The sequence below is a fragment of the Denitrovibrio acetiphilus DSM 12809 genome (assembly GCF_000025725.1).
Lineage (GTDB): Bacteria > Chrysiogenota > Deferribacteres > Deferribacterales > Geovibrionaceae > Denitrovibrio > Denitrovibrio acetiphilus.
In genome coordinates this window covers 506018-528257 of the sequence record NC_013943.1, presented here as the reverse complement: position 1 = coordinate 528257, position 22240 = coordinate 506018, and the positions used below count along the sequence as shown (strand labels likewise).

The window sequence follows — 22240 nt, the reverse complement described above, 5'->3', positions numbered from 1 at the left end:
ATTTTTTAAGTATAATGCATCAACAACTGCGCTATTATAATAAAAGATAAGAAAAATGGTACAAATTTTACAAATTATTCTCCCTGTGTTCATAGTCCTGTCCCTGGGCTGGTTCATAAAGCGGATTAACCTTATTGACGGAGACTTCATCACAACAGCAAACAGGCTGATATTCAATGTCTGTCTGCCTGTTCTATTGTTTTACAAAATATCCCATGCCGACCTGCGTTCAGTATTCAGCATAAGCCATCTTGTGGTTATGATATGCGCAATAATGCTTATGTTCGCCATATCATTTATCCTTGCTAAAACAACAGGGCTTGGCAATTCCTCCGGCACTTTTGCCATGAATTCATTTCGTGCTAACTATGCGTATATGGGACTACCCGTAAGCGCATATGCATACGGTGATCAGGGACTTGTGGTCGCTTCTGTTCTGATGGCATTTGTTGTGCCTATGGTCAACTTTATGTCCGTCGTGGCTCTCAGCATATCCATGACAACGGGCAGATCATTCAAACCGTTCCTCAGGAACACACTGCTTAACCCACTTGCAATAGCCTGTCTGCTGGGCATTGCCGCGTCATGGTTCTCTATAGGTTTTCCTGTTTTCATAGAAAGGTCTCTTCAGATTGTCAGCGGAGTGACACTGCCACTTGCTCTCTTTTGTGTGGGGGGGAGCATGAGCCGTGCACAGATGAAAGGAGAGTTGATGCCCTCTATGCTGGCGTCATCGATGAAATTACTTGTGATGCCTTTTCTGGCGTTTGCACTGCTCCATTTGTTCGGAATGGAATTTTCTATCACATCAAAAACACTCGTTATAATGCTGTCTGCGCCGACTGCTACTGTGAATTATGTTCTTGCCTCTCAGATGCAGGGTGATGCGCCGCTTGCCGGAAGTACGATAGTTATATCAACACTGCTGTCTATCTTTACTTTCACCTTCTGGCTGTTTCTGTTGGGAGTTTAAAATACATCATACCTAATCAACGGGAATCCGGAGAGTAAACTCAGTCCCCCTCCCTTCTGCACTTTTAAATTCAATAGTCCCTTTGTGTCTTTTCACCACGATATCGTACACTATGGCAAGTCCATTCCCTGTGACACTGCCAACCTCTTTTGTAGAAAATCCCTGATCAAAAACACGCTTGTAGTCTTTTTTCTTTATGCCTATGCCCGAGTCACTTATCTTTGCCTCGAAAAACGTACCAGTATATCTGCTCGATATAATAATAGAACCTCTGCCACTGTCTGTCTCATACTTCTTGCGCACTGCATAGGCAGCATTCACAAGCAGATTCAGAAAAACCTGTCCCATCTCATCAGGAGAGCATACAACCCCAATCTGCCCGTTTCCAAATGATGTCTGCACATCGGCATATGGATACCACTTGTCCCGTGTAAGGGTTATACAGTTTTTCAAAAGCTGATTCAGATCAATACACGCACTCTCTGTTTCATACTGCACAATGGAATGCAGGGCAGTGATAACTTCACTGATATCAGATGCCTTCCCTGCTGCTGTTTTGACATTATCTATTAAAACGTCAGAGCCTACGCCACCGGCAAGCCCTTTCTGAAGCTCATCGATAGTATCCCCCAGCTCCTCCGTGGCTGCACCTATCATAACAGGAATGGAGCTTGCGATATCCCCCAGAACTTCAAGATGCTGCAGGTGGTTAGCTCTTTTCTCCAGCATTTTCTCCCGTGAAATATCAAAAATTATCATTATTTTATGACGTTTGTTGTGAAACCATACTTCCACAGAAAAAAGTCTGACCGGTTTAAAATGCTCTCTGCAAAGGTCGATATATCGTTCTTCATTATTAACTGACTTTTCCGCAAGATCGAATACAGAGTGAGGCTCACCGCCAATATTTTCATAAAAAACAGGACCTTCCTCTGTAAAACTGCACCCAGAAAAAAGATCTTCCACTCTGGTATTAAAATCAACAACTTCCTGTGTTTCCATGTCCAGCACAAGTGCAGCAGCATCTATCCCCTCCATAAATGCCTTCCGCAGTGCTTCACTTTCTTTCAGGTAGCTTTCTGTGTTTCTCTTATCTGTTATGTCGTTTAATATAACGGCAAGACCGATAAATTTACCGCTAACATCTTTCATACGGGTAGACGTAACATCAAAGACTTTATTGTTATAAACAAATGTGTAACTGTCTGACACTTTATACGTCTTTAGAAAAAGTTTAATATTCTTCTCTATAACAGGAGAGATATTAACCTTCTGGCCGCCGTAATACACTGCACCTGGTGCGGAATGACCTGCAAACAGCTCTGCCGCTGCCTGATTCATAAGCTTCACTGCTCCGTTGTCATCCGTAACGATAAGCGGCTGCTTAAGGCTTTCCAGAGTAGTCAGATACAAAGACTTCTCATTTGTAAGCTGCCTGTTAGCCTCTGTCATCTCATGGTTAATGGTATCACCGCCGAGCTTCATCCATCCATCGATAAAGCCAAGCTCTACCCTGTCGAAATACCTTTTCAGAAAAGTACGGCAGCTCTTAATGTCGTCCATGTCCATATCAACTTTGAAAAGCAGGTCTTCATATGTTTGCCGGTAATATTTGAAAAGCCCAAGAAACATTATCAGGTCTATCCCCCGTTCCCTGTGTTTTTTAGCTTCCATAACACCGAACTGGGCATAAGGATCGCTCGGAAAATCGGAATGAGGATGTAGCTCCTGTAGCCAGAAGGATGTGGACGGAGTATTAAGCAGGGGGGTACTAAGACCGACAATTGAAGCCCTCCACGCCTCTTCAAGGGTGGAAGTGTATGCGGTATAACCTTGCTTTTTTGCATAATATAAAATTCGTTTAATGAGCCAGTCTTCGTTATTACCAAGATGTTTTTTTAGTTCTGAAGCCAGCTTATTGGACAGCCCTCTTTCCATACTCTCTTTATACCACAATTTTCCTACTGCATCTTGGTAGATATTTGATAAAAATTATTGCATATTTAGATAAGCAAGCTATCTTTGTCTTACAGACAAACACAACACTACGTAAACTTATTTTACATGAAAGAGGATTATAATGAAAATTTCCAAGCTTATAATTATTGGGTTCTCAGTGGTAATTGCAATAATACTGACCATATCCGCTTCTTCAATCTTTGAATCTGCTTATTCATCTTCTGGATTTAAAAGTTATCGTCAGCTTGCAATGGACACAAACCTTGCCGGAAGGCTCCAGGCAAATATGCTGATGGTCAGAATGAACGTAATGAGCTTTCTGCTTACCAATCGTGACAATGACCTGGCGGGCTTTAACGAATATGTAGGAAAGATGAACGATTTTCTCGATCAGGCACAGGAAGAGATACAGGAACCGGCAAGAGCGAAAGCAATTGATACTCTAGAAAATCATCTGAATGACTACGAAAATTATTTCGCAGATGTAGTTGATATAATTCATAAGAGAAATGCAGAGCTTGGAAACCTGCAGGAAACCGGTATCAGAATGAGGAAAAACCTCACAGAGATCACTCAGTCGGCTTATAAAGACGGCGACCCTGACGCAGCTTTTTATGCCGGAAGTATCCAGGAGCACGTGCTTCTTTCCAGATATTATATACTTCAATACACTAAAAGTAACTCAGAGCAAGATCTCGAAACTGCACGGACAGAAATAAACCAGAGCATAAACGAGCTTCTGCCCGACACGATACGCAACATTCAGAACCCCACACGTAAAGCACTTTTGAATGATTTTATTGAAGCAAGAAAGCTGTACGTCAAAATTATTGATGACATAGAAAATTTTGTAAAAGTACGCAACGACATAGTAAATGACAAACTATACAAACTTGGACCGCAGATAGGTAAGCTGGCAGAAGATGTTACACTTTCTGTCAAAGCCGAGCAGGACACTCTTGGACCTGAGATGCAAGCGAAGACACAACTTTTAAAAAGAATAACTATGGCTATTTCCGGAATAGGTCTAATTATCGCCGTCATGTTCGCCTTCTTTATTAAAAAAAGTGTAATGGCTCCTCTTGGCGGGGAACCACAGGACATGAGCAGGCTTGCTGAGATGATTGCAGAAGGCAAGCTTGACATGGATATAAAAGATAAAGATAATGCAACAGGGCTTTACGCCTCTATGGTAAAGATGGTGGATAACCTCACCGCCATAGCCAAAAGCATACGCACCAGCTCTGAAAGTGTTGCATCGGGAAGTATAGAACTTTCCAGCGCAAGCGAACAGCTGGATGTAACTCTGTCTGACCAGACATCACAGATAAGCACTATCGCAAGCGCTATGGAAGAGATGGCAGCTTCCTCTATAAATGTTCTGGAAAACCTCAGACACATCATAGAAAAAAGTGACGGAGCAAAAGATAAAGCAGACGAAGGAGTAATCCGCCTGAAAGAAACTAACAGCAGTATAGAAGCTATCAAAACTTCTTCTGTTCAGCTTTCTGACACAATAGACAACTTATCCAAATCTTCACATGAAATAAGCGAAATCCTCATCACAATCAACGATATCGCAGACCAGACAAACCTGCTCGCACTGAATGCTGCAATCGAAGCTGCCAGAGCCGGCGAGGCTGGAAGAGGTTTTGCCGTTGTGGCGGATGAAGTAAGGAAACTGGCAGAACGCACACAATCTGCCATCTCTGAGATTGAGACTATAATAGAAACTCTTCAGTCAGAAACAGGGATCGCCTCCAGAAATATGAATAAAGCAGAGAAAGAGGTTGAACAAGGCGTTAAGGCTCTTCAGGCAACAGTTGACGTGTTCAATAATATTGTAGAAGCCATAGATGAGGTTGTAAGTGCAAATAATCTTATAGATGCCTCTGTTTCCGAACAAAATCAGGCAATTGATAATGTTAACGACAGTGTGCAGGCAGTATCTTCAGGTCTGGAACAAAGTGCAGCATCCGTACGGGAAATAACAATGACCATAGATGATCTCAGCAGACAGGCAGAACAAATGAACACTGCCGTCGAAGTATTCAAAACAAGATAGTTCCAATAAAGGGCATATGGCATCAAAGTCGTATGCCCTCTCTTTTTACCCAATACATTTGTAAAATACAGCTTATCAGTATATATTTGTCTTTAGTCTACTAAAATGAGGGCTCAATGAAATTCGATAAATTTATAGCAACTTTCATAATGATGAACATAGTATTACTTATGGCGGTAGTTTTCACATCAAAAAGTGATATTTTAATGCAGTCTGCTGCGGAAATAATATACGGCAAGAAAGTGGCTCCGGAAAGATTCGCCAGCTCCCCCAAAGAAGATTACCATCCATACACACCGACATCAGAAGACATATATAGCAACACATATCTGACAAGAGAAACCATTAGCAAATCCAAAGCGCTCCCCCCTTACGAAAGGGCTGTTTACCTCGTAAAGTCATTCAGCCTTATGGGTGACGGTATCTGCCAAACCGGAAAAACTATAACAGAAAAAATAAATAACGCAGCTAAAAAAGAAGGATGTGCAAAAGACTATGCGCAGATATTTATGACGCTCGCCGGAGAAGCTGACCTAACAGCAAGATTAGTGTCTAACGGCATACACTACGGAGCAGAAATCTTTGACGGAAATAGCTGGATATACATAGACCCCTATTTCGCAATGTCGATATCATCAGAGGACTCACTTCTTTCATTCACACAGTTTGCAGAGAAGATGCTAACAGGCGGGTGGATGAGATTCAACTATTTTGGCGGTGAAAATCACTGCATGAGCGGTAAAGATATATCTAAACACCCTTATTTCAGCGATGTATCACAATTTTCATCTGTATTTGTTGTTGATAGCGGTGATGTAGCCAAAATGCTCAGACTGGAAAGACAGTTCGGGAACAAAACTGCCGTTAAGAAGTATCTGTTCCCTTTCAGAAACGGTGCCGACGAGCTTTACTATACCAATCTGGATGACGGCCCCAAAAGTATTATACACAAATATACTGCCGGACTCCTAGCCTTACTCGCAACGATATTCGCAGGCACAGAGATAGTGCTTCCGGTATATTACCTTACAAGCTTACTTTCCAGACTGTCTAAGAAAAATTAAGACGAAAAAAGCCCGCCAGAAACGGGCTTGATTTTCATATCTTAAAAAACTCGGTCTTATGGGTCAGAGGTCTCAGGCGACCGCTAATACCCAAAGATACAAAAGCTTAAGTTATATTATAATTACGCTTTCTGTACTTTGCCGGCTTTCATGCACTTAGTGCATACTTTCTTGCGGACCACTGCACCGGATTCGATAACTCTGATTCTATGTACATTGGGGTAGAAAACCCTTCTGCTTACATTATGAGCGTGGCTTATCTGGTGGCCGAACATCGGGCCTTTACCGCAGATCTCACATCTTTTGGCCATCGTACCTACCTCCTTGATTTCAAGAGCTTAAAATGCTAGCATAAATCCCATTTTTAAATCAAGCACTTTTTTAATATTTATACGTGTTTGATAAATATAAATAAAAGCTGAATTTTGGAGAAATTATGACTAATAACGAAAAGATCAAACTGAACCTTCGCTTTGAAGAGGATATTTACATATTTTCAGAAGATATAAAAGCACAAACTGAGAAAATTCAAAAATACAGTCACGGAGGCGAGTACGCAAACTACGAAAGGCTTACAGGCAAAGACTTTTTCGGTAACGATAAACCGTTCAACATTGAGATAGGCATAGGCAATGGCGAGTTCCTTTCGGAATATGCAAAGAAAAATCAGGATCAGAACTACCTCGGCTTTGAAGTAATGAAAAAAATCTTCCGCAGAGCAATAACAAAAGCAAAACATGTTGAAAGTAAAAACATCCGTTTGCTGCATTTCGATGCGACATTTTTTGTCTCAATTCTGGAAGATAACTGCGTAGATAATTTTTATGTTAATTTCCCTGATCCGTGGCCGAAAAAAAAGCATAAGAAACGCAGGATTCTCAAAACAGAATTTATTGAGCTTCTGGTGCGCAAACTAAAACAGGAGGGTACACTATGTATGGCAACAGACCAGATAGACTATGCAGAAGAAATTGTTGAAAACCTAAAACCTGTTGCAGCACTTGAAAGTGTGTATGATACTATATATATCAAAGAACTGGACGACTACATACCGACAAAATATTACCGGAAATTTGTTCCGGAGCTTGGTGTCCACTTTTTCAGACTTAGAAAAATTGCGGAGCAGAAATGAAAAAACTTCTATTTTTAATCCTAATGGCAGCTGCTTTCACAGTGCAGGCAAAGGATATCTTTGTGATCACAGTGGACGGAGTAATAACCGGATATACAGAAAAATATATTGAAACCTCCCTCAAAGAGGCAAAAGCAAACGGCGGAGTACTCCTCATACAGCTTGATACCCCCGGAGGCATCCTTGATTCCACCAGGGGGATAGTTCAGGTGCTACTGGAGTCAGACACCCCTGTGATAATCTTTGTTTCGCCACAGGGCGCAAGGGCAGGCTCAGCAGGCACATTCATCGTGCTTGCCTCACATTATGCCGCCATGGCAGAGGGGACAAACATCGGCGCTGCTCACCCTGTTAACGTCACCGGAAAAGACCTCGAAGGACACATGGCGCAGAAGATTGAAAACGACACAGTCGCCTTCATGCGCTCCATCGCAGAAAAGCGAGGACGTGATGTAGAATCTGCCGTTAGCACTGTAACTGACTCAAAGAGTTACACAGCAAAAGAAGCTCTTAGTCTGGGGCTTGTGGATCAAGTAACTAATACAATAGACGAAGTATCAGAAGCGGCGGGTTTAAAACTGGGGTTCCAGCCCGGCAAAGTAGTTCACCTGACAGCCACACCTCTTCAAAAGGTTGCTTTCTTCCTCAGCGACCCTAATGTACTGGTGCTTCTGCTTTTTATAGGGATACTTGCGATCTTTCTGGAATTTAAAATACCCGGAACATTTATATTCGCTGCGGTAGGAATTGCTGCGATACTGCTGTTCCTCATGGGGATCAACATAATTCCCGTTAACTCAATTGCCCTTTTACTGATAGTAGCAGGAATAGGACTTCTGGCGGCAGAGATATTTGTACCCAGCTTCGGCTTGTTAACCGTGGCTTCCATTGCAAGTCTCGGCGCAGGGATGTATCTGCTCTTTTCAACCGAGGGCAATATGGGAATAGCAGTTTCAATATGGCTGATAGTAGCTATGATAGGATTTATCGTCTTTATCATGATACTCATAGGAAGGCTTTTACTGCGAGACTTCAGAAGGAAACCTGCAACAGGCAAAGAAAGCCTGAAAGGGCTGGAAGCCACTGTAACGAACTGGAATGACGGGCATGGACATGTTTTCGTCCACGGCGAGATATGGGGCGCACAGTCAGATCAGGAACTTACCAGGGATGAAAAAGTTATAATCACAGCCGTTGAAGGCATGAAAGTTAAAGTGGAGAAGAAAAATGTCTGAAAATCTGAAGGAGATGCTTGAATTTCCTGTTATATACACTTTTAAGGCTATGGGTGAAAATCACAAAAAGTTTATTTGTGATGTAAAATCTGTTTTTTCAGAAAAGGAGGTCGAGTCTTTTCTGGAAAAGCCCAGCAGTAAAGGCAATTACATTTCTGTATCTATTACAGTGGAAATCAATAATTTTGATGAATTAGAAGAGATATACACATCTATAAAAAAAATAGACGGACTTAAATATCACCTCTGATTATCTTTATATTTATAATAATTTACTATACGTTTTTAATATTGCGTTACGCCAAAATATTAAATATAATTATATATAAAACACTATTATTTTTTTTGGGGTTTGCACATGTTTAAAAGAATATACGTATGGCTTGAAAAGAATATTTTCAACACCTTAAGCAAAAAACTTTTCGGCAACCTTATGTTCATAGCTGTCCTCCAGCTTGGGGCGCTTGTCACCTTTGGAATGACAAAAAGCACAATTACACAGGCACTTTACGCTCTTCCTGTGGACAAAGAAGCCATAGAATCTATTCTCGAACTGCTTAAACATCAGTTCATGCTGCCCCTGATATTTATGGTTCTGACATTCTCTGCTCTATTTTTTATAATGTTCTTTTTTACCATACTCATAGTACGCCCCATTAAGAAGATTGCCGCTGTATTTGCTGAAATAGGTGAAGGCGGAAATGACCTGTCAAAGGACATGCCTCTCCTGACTTATGACGAAATGCGTGATCTTTCCCATAACTATAACCTTTTCATGGAGAAGCTCAGACGCATCCTCCTTAAAGTTCGTATGCTAAGTGTAAATATAGGTGTCGAATCTGCACAGGTTGTTCTAAGTATAAGACAGGCTTCCGGGGAAGTTATACGTCAAAGTGAACTCTCTTCTGAAATATATGAAGCAAGCTCGAAAACACACGAATCTATTGAAAATATACGCTCAAACTCTGTCAGCATAAGCGATGCAGCAAACCAAAACCTTCAGAACGCCCAATCGTCTAAAAAAGAGATGACCGCTCTCACCGACAACATGGACTCTATAACAACGATGCTGGATGAATTCCACAGTACAGTCTCGGATCTTACCCGAAATTCAGAAAACATCAGAGACATAGTTTCCCTTATAGAAGACATATCAGACCAGACAAACCTACTTGCCCTCAATGCTGCAATAGAAGCGGCAAGAGCCGGTGAAGCAGGCAGAGGGTTCGCCGTTGTAGCAGACGAAGTACGCAAACTGGCAGAAAGAGTCAAATCAGCGACAGAGGAAATATCATCCAACATAAACGACATGATAGGTCAGGTCAGACATACAAAAGACCAGACACTGCAAATTGGAGACTATATCAAACAGACAAGAAGTGTTGTGGACAACACAGCAGAAAACTTTGAAGACATGGTTCACGACTTTGAGGAAACCGGCAAAGGTGTTAATGAGATTACCGTTTCTCTGGACGAGTTTACGAACATCAACTCTGCGATATTCCAAAATGTCAACATCATTAATTCATTAGCCGGAGAGGTTACAGGAAAAATCGAAGAGACCACTGACAATGCCAGAAGCCTCAACCAGCGTATCGAAGAGATACAGGACAATGTCAGTCAGTTCCGTATCGGCATAGGCTATATGGAGCACATACTCGCAAAAGCATGCACAACAAAAAAGCAATACGAAGAAGTGCTGACTACACTTACCAGGCAGGGTGTAGATATCTTTGACAGACAATATGCTGAGATAGCAGGAACCAGCCCGCAGAAATATAAAACTAAATATGACGCAAAAGTAGAGTCCGCATTTCAGGAGATATCAGAAAAACTGCTCACTGCAATAGACGGCTGCATTTTCACACTTGCCGTAGACATAAACGGCTATGCACCGACTCACAACAAAAAATTCTCAAGAAAGCCGACAGGCGATGCTCAGAACGACACCCGCAACAGCCGGGATAAGCGGATTTTCAACGATCACTCAGGACTGCGGGCAGCACAAAATACTCAGCCTTTCCTAATGCAGACATATGCAAGAGATACCGGTGAAATTCTCAACGACTTAAGTATACCTATTGAGGTCGCAGGTAAACACTGGGGGGCATTAAGAATCGGTTTTAATCCACAGGCTCTGCTAAACGAAAGCAGTAAACAGGCTTAGAACTATAGAAAAAGCACCATAAGCAGAAGTAAAACAAGGATGCCTATTACGTTCAGCAGGAGCGTAATAGCCTGATCCTTTTCGAATCGGTTAAAGACTGTATTCTTCTCTTTAAAATCTGTTTTTATCCGTCCTATGTCTTCCTGAAGTCTTGACCTGTCTGCAAAAAGGCTTTTCATAAATGGAGCGATCTCAAGCTCTACGATAGTGTCCTTTCTCAGGGCGAGTTTCAGCATTTCAGCACGCTCAATGTTAAGAATTCCCTTGTTATTATCGTCACCGTCAAAGCTGAACCAGAACCCGAATTTCTCCATAAACCCGAAAAACGCACTTCTGTCTACATCCTCATCAGCTTCGGTAAATGAAAACTGTATAGGCTCTATAGTGAAGTCCGGATAATTATTTTTGAGTATCGTCGCTATCTCGTTCATGGCATACGAGCTAAGACCGTATCCACGATAATTCTTTGAAAGTTTATATCTGTTCAGGTGAGGGAATCTTATTGTATGCGCAATTAAATCAACACTGCATGAGAGTTTATTTTCTTTTTTAAATATATTTGTCTGCGCCCCCGGACCTTCGTGCTTATAATCTTCCAGAAGCGGTTCTCCATCCGGAGCGTTTTTGACTATCGGTATGATAGAAGAGTTGATCGTTATTTCACTGTTTGAACGAAATATGTCCAGCTCAAAAAGCACATACGCCATTGTAACTGTTCTGGTGTCGGTCACCTTACCTGAAATTTTAAGCAGTTTTATATCTTTTGATACGTCTCTGGCCATTATTCCCCGCTATTTAAATATCCTCATAAGCTTACCACTCATAAAACTATTTTCAAACTCAATAGGCATAATCATATTTCTGACTTTTTCATTCTTCATAATGTTAGGAATAACAGATGAAAATGAATTAAGCTGCTGCATAACAAGCATCTGAGGAAGTCGTGACGTACTGGAACCAGACTCAATCAGGCCTGAAGTAATACTTTTTAACACAGCCATAAATATCAAAACAGTTTCTTCAGAATCGTCTTGCAGCTCTGCCAGAAACTTTTTATCCATAAACATATTTTTAATGCTTTTTGTTATCCCAAGTTTTTTAGTGTGAGCTTTAAACTGTCTTATGCTTCTACCGGTGGCAAGTGCAAGCGTAAAATTATAATAACAAATAAAATATTGTATCCTATAATCTTCCAGAGGATCAAGAGACTCGTCTATGATATTATCCAGGCTGACAACTTCATCAATAGACATTGCTGTCATTTCAGCCGTCTTTGAGTATAGTTTTTTCGTAAAGTCAGTAAGCGAAATTTCGTATTCGCCTTCAATAATCTGCGTGGCTGTAAATTCCCACTCCATTCATTTCTCCTGTATGTAATGAGTATATAATATACTCCCGTACGAACATATACCATAACTGATTAAGACCTGCATTAGCTAAATCACCTAAACGTATGGAAATATTTACCATAATATACAGGCATGTTTTTTGCGAGTACATTATATATGGTTTTTATGTCAGACATACCCGCAGGCTCACCGTCTTTAAGGTAAAGCGGAGAGAAATATAAAAGCAACCGGACTGCCGGCATAAAATCCGGCGCAGGAGAGTAATTAGATACTGTCACATAACATATAAAACAGATATAATGGTATAACCATGAGGGTTTAGACATGTTCGGACTTGAGATTTTAAATAAATTATCTGATTTTAAAAGTAATGATTCCGATTTTTCTGAGATATTATTTTGCGAGGGCGGTACCGGAATGAAAGAAAAAGGGAAAAAACTTTCCGAATACATTGGTGTTAACACCAGAGTCAAAATTACAACAGACAAAGAAGGCTATGACGGAGTATACGACTCCAGAATAGAAGACGTGACCAAAAAACATATTATGATATCACATCCGTCTGCTGACGGGGTTCCTATCCCCATGCTCCCGGGAACAAAAGTCAAAATAGAATTTGCAGGCAGTGAAGGCAGATTTGAATTTGAAACAGAAGTTACCGGCAGACACACAGAAGGGAGCCTCAGCTTTATTGAAATATCCATCCCTAAGACTATCACACGCAACCAGTTGCGAGAGTTTTTCCGTGTACCCACAAATATTTCAGCAAAAGTTATGATATTCTATTCAAAAGTTCCGGACAGAAACATGAAGATTCCACACAAAAAAATAGATTGCAAGATTGTTGACTTGTCCGGCGGCGGCGGTAAGCTGATCACAGACGTTTATATGGAGAAAGAGCAGATGTTCGCGCTTGACCTTTCAAGTGAGATAGAGGGAGCATACGCTGTACGCTGCACTTGTATAAGATCAAAACGTATACAGGAAAAATCAGAAGTCAGCTTCAAGTTCAACATCGAAAAAGAATCTGAACGCAACCAGATCATACAATATGTCTTCAAAAGACAAATCGAACTTAAACAACTCATGGGCTAGTCCGGAAAAGATATACTCGGATTGTGCTTAAGTGCTTTATACCTGACCAGAACAGACAGTGCTTTAGCAGCTTTAAGGGTGTACAGCTCGGTCTCTTTCTTCCACACCGTTTTCAGCTCATGGGTTATTTCCGCACCCTTAACATCAGGCACATCTATAATAGTGCTGTTGTCTATTTCCAGAGCAAAAAGATTCACTTCTTCGTCAGTCATCCCGACCCCGCTGTATATCCGCCCAAGGTCAATGAGCCTGTCTTCAGTAACCTTAACTCCGGTCTCTTCGTAAAGTTCCCGTACAGCCGCCTGCTTTGGTGTTTCACCTTTATCAATAAGCCCCGCAGCCCATTCCTGAACCCTGCACCCCACTGGGGGGCGGTATTGTTCCACCATCAGATATTCCTGTCTGTCCGTATGATACACCATCACGAGCACAACCCCCGGGCAGTTGACACGCTTAACATATTCCCAGCCACAGTCTGTTGTAACCAGTTCAAGAAATTTACCCACAATAACTATCTCCTTAGTTGTTTCTTTTTAGTCTAACAGAGATGTTCTCAATGACAACTACATATAAATCATATTATTATGTTTTTAATTTATGAAACAGAAGGAGCTAAGAATGGATATTCTTCAATTGATTACTAAAAACAGATCTTACCGCCGTTTTGATAACAGCAGAAAACTGGAAGACACTTTCCTGTCAGAGCTGGTTGACGCCGCCAGACTTTCCCAAAGCGGAGCCAATGCACAACCCCTGCGCTACATTACTGTAAACACACCCGATATGTGCGAAAAACTATACGCTCATCTGCTCTGGGCTGGCAGACTCAAAGAGTGGGACGGTCCCGTAGAAGAAGAACGCCCCACTGCATATGTAGTAGTGCTCGCGGATAAACAGGCACCGAAAATTGCCATGCCTCTTGTTGATTCTGGACTTGCAATGCAGAATATGTGCCTCTACGCAATCAGTAAAGGTGTGGGAAGCTGTATGATTGGAAACTTCATAAAACCTGAAATAAAAAAATTGTTAGAAATAGATGAAAGATACGAGCTGATGTGGGTGGTCGCACTCGGTTACCCTGTTGAAAATGTGGTTCTGGAAACTGTCAAAGATGATGTTGCATACCACCGCGACGCTGAAGGCAACCATTATGTCCCGAAATACAAAGCCGAAGATATATTGCTTAACAAGTTTTAACAGGCATTGCACATATAATCTTTATTTATAAGACAGTATAAAGTAAGTATCCCACAATTTTTGCGCATTAATTTTGAAAATCTGCCCATACAGGTGCGTGGTCAGATGGTTTTTCCATGCCCCGTATCTCATAGTCTATGCCGCAATCGACACAACAGTCTGCAAGGGCTTCGGTAGCCATAATATGATCTATTCGGAGCCCGCTCTTGGGATCACGTTCAAAACCTTTACTGCGGTAATCAAACCAGCTCATAAACTCATCTGATTCAGGTTTAATCTTCCTGTAAACATCTGTCAGCCCCCAGTCAGCAACATTTTTAATCCACTCACGTTCCTCCGGCAGAAAGCTTGTCTTCCCCTGCTTAAGCCACCGCTTTACACTGTCAGGACTTATGCCTATATCATAATCAGTCGGCGCAACATTCATATCACCAACGAGCAGCACATTATCATCCACACTGAAAGAGGTGTTAAGATAAGCCAAAAGATCAGAATAAAACTTCGCTTTAGCCGGGAATTTTACAGGATGTGTCCTGCTCTCCCCCTGCGGGAAATAACCATTAATAAACTTAACACTGCCAAAGTCGCACATAATAAGCCTTCTCTGTGCTTCGCTGTCGTCAGAAGGGAAACCTTTCTGCACAAGAACAGGTTTTTCTTTTGACATCACCGCCACACCATAATGGGTCTTCTGCCCGTGAAACTCTACATGATATCCAAGTCTACTTATCTCTTCCACAGGGAATTCTTCGTCTCTGACTTTTGTTTCCTGTAGTCCGATAATGTCCGGAGAGTGTTTTTCTATGAGCTTTTCAAGCTGATGAATTCTTGTGCGGATGCTGTTAACATTAAATGTGACAACTTTCATATGTACCCCGGTTTTGCATTTATTATGTATCTGAGTGTATAATAAAAAGAGGGGGCTCTCAAGCCCCCTCTTCTATGATCATCTATTTTCTCTTTAGATTTTCATCGACTCTGTTTTGCGGACGATTGTAACACGCCCCGCTTCGAATTTGACTTCCACAGAACCGTAAAAACTTGTTTGGAACATTTCCTTAAGCATATCCTGGAGCTGCTCCATCTGATTCTTATTATTGTCTTTTTTCTGTACACTCATAGCAGCCATAGCACTACCTCCCAAATTTTTCTACATCAGTTATCATTGTTTTTTACTGAAGTAGCGAAAGAGCCATTTGCGGAATCTGGTTAGCCTGAGCAAGCATCGAGATACCTGCCTGTGAAAGCACCTGATATCTTGTAAATGTTGTCATCTCTTCGGCCATATCCAGATCTCTGATCCTTGATTCAGAAGCAGTCATATTCTCCTTTGCTGTATCAAGGTTCACAATAGTGTGATCAAGTCTATTGATCTGAGCACCTATTGTCGCTCTGATGCTTACTACCTGATTGATAGCAGCATCTATGTCAGGGATAGCTTTCTGTGCAAGATCCTGAGAAACAAGTGTTACGTTGTCAAGCCCAAGCCCTGTTACATCAAGCTGTGGTATGCTTACCGCAAGTGTCTGCCCTTCGTTAGCACCGATCTGCAAATCAGTTGAGTTATCAACGATATGAAGAAAATATTCTTTTTGAGCTGCGGCTTTATTTGTTGTAAAATCGATGGAACCAGTAGTTGTATTCCATGATTCATCAACACCTGCTCTGGAGTCAAGAACGATTTCAACACCATCGATAACGCCGTATACTCTGTCGTTGCCTGTTTCATCAGTGCCCTTCAGGTCGCCTGTGTGAGCATCGTAAACAGCCACTTTTGTTGTGTTGTTAGTTGATTCTTGTATCTCGTTGAGAGCAAGCCCTTCTATCAGAGCCTGATCTCCTGAAAAAGCTATCTCTCCCTGCTCACCTGTCAGCGCTGTCTGTATGATAAAAGTACCTTTTACAGATTTTACACCGTCGGACTCAGCTATAGAAACATAATCCACAAGGTGGCTGTTGACGTTGTTGTCATCTGAGCCCATTCCGAGCCCTTCGACAATAGCTTTTGTGAGCTTTTCTTCAACATCAGCAAGAGTATCATTGCCTTCAAGGTAAATTGTTGCACTTGTACCGTTACCCCATACTGTAAGTTCCTGCTTATTCTCAAACAGATTATTGCCATCTGAATCCACGAAAACAGCAAGATCATTCAGCTTACTTGTTGTTGAAGCTGCTTCGCCGGCTCCGGTTACTGCAAGGGAAAGATCTCCTGTGAGAGTTGTCCCCACAGCAGTGTTGGCTGTGCTGGTGTTCTCTCTGAAGTTCATTGTAAAGTTACCAACATCAATATTTCCTGTTTTTGTATTGATGCTGGCGAGGTAAATAGTTTTATCCTGTGTATCTATAAAGTTATCACCATTGTCCGCAGATGTAAGGGAGCTGGCGCCTGTGAAGACTATCGTTGGTCCGGGTTGATTATTCGGACCTCCGGTAACTTTAATGGTACCGCCTCCTGAAGAAGTAAGCCCTGCTGTACCAACAGCGCCGGCAGGCATAGGAGAAACGTTGACGAGCACTTTATCACCAGACTGCACAGCACCGGTATAGTACCCCACAGATATGTCAAAGTTTATTACGTTTCCGTCTGTGTTCTTAAGTGTACCGCCGAAATCTGTTGTACCGGCAGTAAAGACACCATTGCCTGTTGCATCAGTCATAGTGACCTCGCCCCAGTCGCCTTTCTCGCCAGTGAGAGCATTAATGAATCTTACATTAGCAGTGATTGTCTGCCCTACTGCTGCAGAGTAAACTGATTCTGAAAATTCGATTTCAACATATCCCGGAACCGAACTAAGTGTACCTGCACCTGTGCCGACTGCACTAACTATAAAGCCTGACCCAGGATTCTGAAAGAAACCTGTAACACCGACATCTGCTGTTGAAGTAGCTGTAGTGTCGCCTACAGTCACTGTGTAATAGGCAGAACCTGTTGCATTAAGTGACTCAGGATCGGTTATAGACATTATGTTTGTTTCGTTGGCATTACCGGCAGTGATAATCTCAGAACCGATAACATCGTCCCTCAGGGTCATGATGTCGGTTTTAAAAATCTGGTTTTCACCGGCAATAGTTTCAAGCTGAATCTTATAGTTGCCTTGTTCCACGTCATCGCGGATAATAGCTTCTATCTGATCAGAGCTTGATGACCAAAGAGCGGTTCCGTCTCCGTTAAGGAGCTTTTTTGTGTTGAATTCTGTGGATGATGATATCCTGTCGATCTCATTTTTGAGTTCTTCAACTTCTTTTTGAATCTCTACACGGTCATTAGATGTGTAGGTACCGTTGGACGCCTGAACAGCGAGTTCACGCATTCTGCTGAGCATCGTATTTACTTCACCCAGTGCACCTTCCGCTGTCTGCAACATTGAGATACCGTCCTGAGCGTTCATTGAAGCACGCTGGAGACCGGCAATTTGACCTCTCAATTTCTCAGATATTGCAAGACCTGATGCGTCATCGGCTGCACTGTTGATACGAAGCCCTGATGAGAGCCTTTCAATTGACTTGTTCATAGCATTCTGGCTTTGCCCGACATTTCTCTGGGCACTTAAAGCCGCTACATTTTGATAGATTGTTATAGCCATCTCTATCCTCCTTGATTCTTTCAATAGAGGTCTGCGCATCCTTGCGCATTTTTAAATTCGGCTAAAACCAATCAAATCTTAAGTGAAATATTAAAATAATTTTAAATTATTTTTTATAGCATTGATATATATAGCTTATTTTTTATTTAAAAAATCTCATTATATCGTTGTAAAAAGCAAAAAACATAATAAACATGAGCAAAGAGAGCCCAGCCATATTTGCATATTCACGAATTTTAATGCTGACCGGACGTCGTATTATGCCCTCAATAGTAAAAAACATAAGGTGCCCGCCATCCAGAACAGGGATAGGCAGAAGGTTCAGAATCCCGAGATTAATACTTATAATCGCCATAAAGCTGAGAAAACTTATAATGCCTGTTTCCGCAGAATCTTTTGCCATCTTCACTATCATGATGGGACCGCCAAGATTATCTGCGGGGACAACTTTCTGAAATATTTTGACAACACCCATTACCATCAGCTCAGAGACATTATATGTCTGGACAGCACCTTTATAGAGAGCTTTAGCCGGATTAAGCGTACGGAAAGTCTCTGTCAGTTCTCCACGCTGTACACCTATCCTGCCGATGGTCATGTCTTCGCCGAATATATTCTTATCTTTGACTATTTCAGGTGTGACATTAATAGTAAGCAGTTCTCCGCCACGTTCAACCTGAAAAGCTACCGGTTCGCCTGGTTTCTCGCTAATATACGAACTCATTTCGTCCCAGTAACGCATAGGCTGTCCGTCCAGTGATTTCACAACATCGCCGTCCATAAGACCTGCTGACTGAGCCGGAGTCCCCTCCATAACTTCTCCCACAGAGGAAAGAAAGCGGGGGGTGCCTATCATAAAAATCGATGTATAGATAAGTACGGCAAGAATAAAGTTAAACAGAGGTCCAGCAAAGACTATTGCAAAACGGGCTTTCAGAGGTTTATGGGCAAATGAGCGGTTTCTGAGACTATCATCCACGTCAGAATCCACACTTTCACCATACATTTTGACAAACCCGCCGAGAGGTATCGCTGAAAGAGCATATTCTGTCTCCCCTTTTTTTCTTGAAAATATTTTAGGGCCAAACCCGATGGAGAATTTCTCCACAAGTACGCCATTATATTTCGCAACCAAAAAGTGACCAAGTTCATGTATGAAAATAAGTATCCCCAGAAGGAATATCGCGGAAATTATACCCATAAGTTTTTATCCTTTTTTTATTATATGTTTGGCAGCATCCCGTGCCCTTATGTCTGTTTCAAGGACAGCCTGAACACTGGAAGGTTCACTGAAATCACACTCATCCAGAACCCTGCTAATGAGCTCAGGTATCTGAAGAAATGTGAGTTTCCCTTTTATAAAAGCATCCACGGCTATTTCGTTTGCCGCATTCATTACTATCATAGGAGAAGACTGGTCTTTTTTCAATACTTCCAGAGCAATTTTCAGGCACAGGTATTTGTCCAGTGCCGGTTTCTGGAAGCTCAGCGTTCCCACATCGGACATATCAAGAGGCTCTACTCCGGAAAAAGTCCTTTCCGGATATGCCATAGCATATGAAATAGGTGTGCGCATGTCAGGATTACCCATCTGCGCAAGCATACTCCCATCTTTAAAAACTACATAGGAGTGTACTACCGACTGCGGATGAATAACAACATCAAGCCTGTCAGGTTCGACATCAAAAAGATATCTCGCCTCTATAAGCTCCAGCCCCTTATTCATCATAGTAGCACTATCCACAGTAATCTTTGCGCCCATGCTCCAATTAGGATGAGTGAGAGCTTCTGCGGTGGTAACATAGCCAAGGGCGTCAACAGGTGTATTGCGGAAAGCACCACCGCTGGCTGTAAGCACGATTTTGTGAAGGTGCTCACGCTTTTGCCCGTGCAAACACTGAAAAATAGCCGAATGTTCGGAATCCACAGGGATAACCCTGCTTCCGGTCTCGGCAGCTTTCCCAAGGATCAGCCTTCCTGCTGCGACAATCGATTCTTTATTTGCAAGTGCCATATCAATACCACGGCTGACAACAGCATATGCGGGTTCTATGCCGGCAGCACCGACAGCAGCTAAAACAACAAGGTCGACATCAACATTCTCTATTAAGGTAATGAGACCGTCTATGCCGCAGATAGCACCGTCCATATTACACCCGCCTGTGGTGCATATGTGCTTAGGCTTAAATTCTGCAGCCTGTTCAGCAAGAAGTTTTATATTGTTATTGCAGCTTAGAAAAACAACCTGATACTTGTCCGGATTGCGTCTGATAACATCCAGAGCCTGTGTACCTATTGAACCTGTGGAACCGATGATACCTATCTTTTTAGGCATAGTTAGAATACCACGTATATACTGTAGAGATAGAGTGCCGGCGCACCGAATAAAAGTGAGTCAACACGGTCAAGGAAACCGCCATGCCCGGGGATACTGCTCCCCGAGTCCTTCACATCCGCACGCCTCTTAAACATAGACTCCACAAGGTCGCCTATCATACCGGCTGTCACCACCAAAAAAGAGGCAAAGCCTGCATGATACAACGATATATCCATCAGAAAATAAACGTAAAGGACACCGGAAACAACGCCGCCGATATAAGCAGCAAGCGCCCCTTCGATACTCTTTTTAGGACTGATCTTCTCATAGAGTTTATGTTTACCGTATCTGCATCCAAAGTAGTAGGCACAGGTGTCGCTCATCCATATAATAGCACAAAGCAGGAATATATAATGAACGCCAACTTTGCGCAAAAGAATTATAAACGAGAACATTAAAGGAGCGTAAAGCACTGTCAGCAAAGTAGCTCCTATAATCATAAATGTTTCCTCAAGAGGCTCCCTAGAGAAAAGCTTGAACACCATAGAAAGACCGGCAGTTACCACCAGAGCAGCAGAAAAGATACTGACATCTCCTCTGAAAATACTGTAAGGCAACAGAACACAGCCGAAAAAAGCAGGAAAATACAATATTTTGATCCCTGCATGTTCAAGCATATTTACAAATTCTTTGGTTGAAAAAAGGATGACGGTAAGCACCGCCAGAAAAAAAACAATATTGTCGAAATATATTATAAGGGCAACAATAGGGGGTATTGCTACCAAAGCTGTCAAAACTCTCTTATTTTTTTCACTCATTATCTTCCGCCACTTGTTCGTCTGTCATGCCGAACCTCCTTACACGGCGGTTGTACTCCTCAAAGGCTTCATCGATGTTTGCCGTGCCAAAATCAGGCCACAGAACATCAGTGAAAAACAGTTCGCTGTATGCACATCGCCAAAGCATAAAATTGCTTATACGAATCTCCCCGCTGGTTCTGATAAGCAGGTCTATATCCGGCATCTCCGGATGATACATAAACTGACCAAATTCATCACGTTCGATTTTATCAAGCTCGATCTCACCCTGAAGGGCAAGCTTCGCCATCTGTTTAGCAGCGTCAACAATCTCGCTCCTCCCACCATAGGAAAGGGCAAGATTGAGTACCATACCTGTATTTTTCGAAAGGTTTTCAACGGCTTCATTAACGACAGCCTGTGTTTTCTCAGGGAGAAGCTGTGTCCGCCCCGAAACTGTCAGCCTGATATTGTTATTATTAAGCTCAGATATTTCACCTTTCAGGTACTCTTCAAGCAGCTCCATAAGAAAACCGACCTCGTCTTTAGGTCTGAGCCAGTTTTCCATAGAAAATGTATAGAGGGTCAGATAGCCGACCCCCAGTCTGGAAGTATATTTTACAATATCACGAACAACTTCAGCACCCTTGCTGTGCCCTGCGATACGGGGTTTCCCCTGTATCTTTGCCCAGCGTCCGTTGCCGTCCATTATAATGGCAAGGTGTTCTGGTATTTTAAGATCCTGCACTATATCTCCATCACCTCTTTCTCTTTTGCAGCAGTAACTTCGTCGACTTTTTTGATAAAATCATTTGTAACATCCTGAATGTCTGCCACAAACTTTTTAGAGTCATCTTCAGATATCTCTTTATCTTTTTCAAGCTTCTTGATCTTGTCGTTACCTTCTCTGCGGAGGTTTCTGATTGCAACTTTATTATCCTCAGCCATCTTTTTGACGAGTTTTACAATTTCTTTCCTGCGCTCTTCCGTAAGCTGAGGAACAGGAATGCGTATTATCTTACCGTCGTTCGAAGGGTTAAATCCCATGTTAGAGTTCTGTATAGCTTTTTCTATCGCACCGATAATGCTCATATCCCAAGGCTGAATAGTGATGAGCCTGGGCTCAGGAGCGTTCAAACTAGCAACACCGGAAAGCGGTGTAGGTGTGCCGTAGTAATCAACGGTGACACCGTCAAACATCGCAACAGAAGCTCTTCCTGTTCTTATAGTTTTCAGCTCATCTTTGAAATGGCTGATGGTTTTGTCCATTTTGTCTTTCATATCTTTCATAACTGAATCCGGCATC

Annotated in this window: 22 protein-coding genes; 9 read left to right on the top strand and 13 right to left on the bottom strand. The window is 42.1% G+C overall.

Annotated features, from left to right (window positions below; all coding sequences use genetic code 11):
- Positions 1-55 precede the first annotated feature (55 nt).
- Positions 56-973 (top strand): AEC family transporter, encoded by a 918-nt coding sequence (locus DACET_RS02600; protein ID WP_013009859.1) that lies wholly within the window; start codon positions 56-58, stop codon positions 971-973.
- 12 nt (positions 974-985) lie between these two features.
- Here DACET_RS02600 and DACET_RS15315 read toward each other — a convergent pair whose 3' ends face one another.
- Positions 986-2911: an ATP-binding protein gene (locus tag DACET_RS15315; protein ID WP_052293491.1), complete on the bottom strand. Its 1926-nt coding sequence runs from the start codon at positions 2909-2911 to the stop codon at positions 986-988.
- Between the two features lie 142 nt (positions 2912-3053).
- Here DACET_RS15315 and DACET_RS02590 point away from each other — a divergent pair, with 142 nt between their 5' ends.
- Both DACET_RS02590 and DACET_RS02585 read left to right on the top strand, forming a co-directional pair.
- Complete coding sequence (locus DACET_RS02590; RefSeq protein WP_013009857.1) at positions 3054-4997, top strand: methyl-accepting chemotaxis protein; 1944 nt, start codon at positions 3054-3056, stop codon at positions 4995-4997.
- A gap of 116 nt (positions 4998-5113) precedes the next feature.
- Positions 5114-6061: a hypothetical protein gene (locus DACET_RS02585; RefSeq protein ID WP_013009856.1), complete on the top strand. Its 948-nt coding sequence runs from the start codon at positions 5114-5116 to the stop codon at positions 6059-6061.
- Positions 6062-6183: 122 nt separating this feature from the next.
- On the opposite strand, the gene rpmB is transcribed toward DACET_RS02585, so the two are convergent.
- Entirely contained in the window at positions 6184-6372 is a 189-nt protein-coding gene (rpmB, locus tag DACET_RS02580) for a 50S ribosomal protein L28 (protein ID WP_013009855.1), read from the bottom strand.
- Between the two features lie 125 nt (positions 6373-6497).
- Between rpmB and trmB the strand changes: the two genes are divergently transcribed.
- From trmB to DACET_RS02560, 4 genes are all read left to right on the top strand, one after another.
- Entirely contained in the window at positions 6498-7193 is a 696-nt protein-coding gene (trmB, locus tag DACET_RS02575) for a tRNA (guanosine(46)-N7)-methyltransferase TrmB (RefSeq protein WP_013009854.1), read from the top strand.
- Positions 7190-8428 carry an NfeD family protein gene (locus DACET_RS02570; protein ID WP_013009853.1) on the top strand — a complete coding sequence of 413 codons (1239 nt, stop codon included), beginning with the start codon at positions 7190-7192 and terminating at the stop codon, positions 8426-8428. The genes trmB and DACET_RS02570 overlap by 4 nt, the downstream gene beginning before the upstream one ends.
- The gene (locus tag DACET_RS02565; RefSeq protein WP_013009852.1) at positions 8421-8678 is read left to right on the top strand and encodes an HP0495 family protein; all 258 of its coding nucleotides are present in this window, start codon (positions 8421-8423) and stop codon (positions 8676-8678) included. Before DACET_RS02570 ends, DACET_RS02565 begins: the two co-directional genes overlap by 8 nt.
- 108 nt (positions 8679-8786) lie before the next feature.
- A complete protein-coding gene (locus DACET_RS02560) occupies positions 8787-10595 on the top strand; it encodes a methyl-accepting chemotaxis protein (protein ID WP_013009851.1) in 1809 nt (602 codons plus the stop codon).
- A 2-nt stretch (positions 10596-10597) separates the two neighbouring features.
- On the opposite strand, the gene DACET_RS02555 is transcribed toward DACET_RS02560, so the two are convergent.
- A complete protein-coding gene (locus tag DACET_RS02555) occupies positions 10598-11377 on the bottom strand; it encodes a hypothetical protein (protein WP_013009850.1) in 780 nt (259 codons plus the stop codon).
- A 9-nt stretch (positions 11378-11386) separates the two neighbouring features.
- The gene (locus tag DACET_RS02550) at positions 11387-11953 is read right to left on the bottom strand and encodes a hypothetical protein (protein ID WP_013009849.1); all 567 of its coding nucleotides are present in this window, start codon (positions 11951-11953) and stop codon (positions 11387-11389) included.
- 315 nt (positions 11954-12268) lie between these two features.
- Between DACET_RS02550 and DACET_RS02545 the strand changes: the two genes are divergently transcribed.
- Positions 12269-13039, top strand: a complete 771-nt coding sequence (locus DACET_RS02545; RefSeq protein ID WP_013009848.1) for a flagellar brake protein — start codon at positions 12269-12271, stop codon at positions 13037-13039.
- Here the strand turns inward: DACET_RS02545 and DACET_RS15310 are convergent.
- Entirely contained in the window at positions 13036-13545 is a 510-nt protein-coding gene (locus tag DACET_RS15310) for an NUDIX hydrolase (RefSeq protein ID WP_013009847.1), read from the bottom strand. The genes DACET_RS02545 and DACET_RS15310 overlap by 4 nt on opposite strands.
- 112 nt (positions 13546-13657) lie before the next feature.
- Here DACET_RS15310 and DACET_RS02535 point away from each other — a divergent pair, with 112 nt between their 5' ends.
- Positions 13658-14236 carry a nitroreductase family protein gene (locus DACET_RS02535; protein ID WP_013009846.1) on the top strand — a complete coding sequence of 193 codons (579 nt, stop codon included), beginning with the start codon at positions 13658-13660 and terminating at the stop codon, positions 14234-14236.
- 67 nt (positions 14237-14303) lie between these two features.
- Here DACET_RS02535 and xthA read toward each other — a convergent pair whose 3' ends face one another.
- The 8 genes from xthA to frr form a co-directional block, all read right to left on the bottom strand.
- A complete protein-coding gene (gene xthA, locus DACET_RS02530; RefSeq protein ID WP_013009845.1) occupies positions 14304-15104 on the bottom strand; it encodes an exodeoxyribonuclease III in 801 nt (266 codons plus the stop codon).
- 93 nt (positions 15105-15197) lie between these two features.
- The gene (locus DACET_RS16195; RefSeq protein ID WP_013009844.1) at positions 15198-15365 is read right to left on the bottom strand and encodes a hypothetical protein; all 168 of its coding nucleotides are present in this window, start codon (positions 15363-15365) and stop codon (positions 15198-15200) included.
- 43 nt (positions 15366-15408) lie between these two features.
- A complete protein-coding gene (locus DACET_RS16640; protein WP_013009843.1) occupies positions 15409-17820 on the bottom strand; it encodes a flagellin N-terminal helical domain-containing protein in 2412 nt (803 codons plus the stop codon).
- A 142-nt stretch (positions 17821-17962) separates the two neighbouring features.
- A complete protein-coding gene (rseP, locus tag DACET_RS02520; protein WP_013009842.1) occupies positions 17963-19021 on the bottom strand; it encodes an RIP metalloprotease RseP in 1059 nt (352 codons plus the stop codon).
- A 6-nt stretch (positions 19022-19027) separates the two neighbouring features.
- Positions 19028-20155, bottom strand: a complete 1128-nt coding sequence (gene dxr, locus DACET_RS02515; protein ID WP_013009841.1) for a 1-deoxy-D-xylulose-5-phosphate reductoisomerase — start codon at positions 20153-20155, stop codon at positions 19028-19030.
- A gap of 2 nt (positions 20156-20157) precedes the next feature.
- The gene (locus tag DACET_RS02510) at positions 20158-20955 is read right to left on the bottom strand and encodes a phosphatidate cytidylyltransferase (protein ID WP_013009840.1); all 798 of its coding nucleotides are present in this window, start codon (positions 20953-20955) and stop codon (positions 20158-20160) included.
- The gene (gene uppS, locus DACET_RS02505; RefSeq protein ID WP_013009839.1) at positions 20948-21682 is read right to left on the bottom strand and encodes an undecaprenyl pyrophosphate synthase; all 735 of its coding nucleotides are present in this window, start codon (positions 21680-21682) and stop codon (positions 20948-20950) included. Before uppS ends, DACET_RS02510 begins: the two co-directional genes overlap by 8 nt.
- A complete protein-coding gene (gene frr / locus DACET_RS02500; protein WP_013009838.1) occupies positions 21682-22239 on the bottom strand; it encodes a ribosome recycling factor in 558 nt (185 codons plus the stop codon). The genes uppS and frr overlap by 1 nt, the downstream gene beginning before the upstream one ends.
- Position 22240 lies beyond the last annotated feature (1 nt).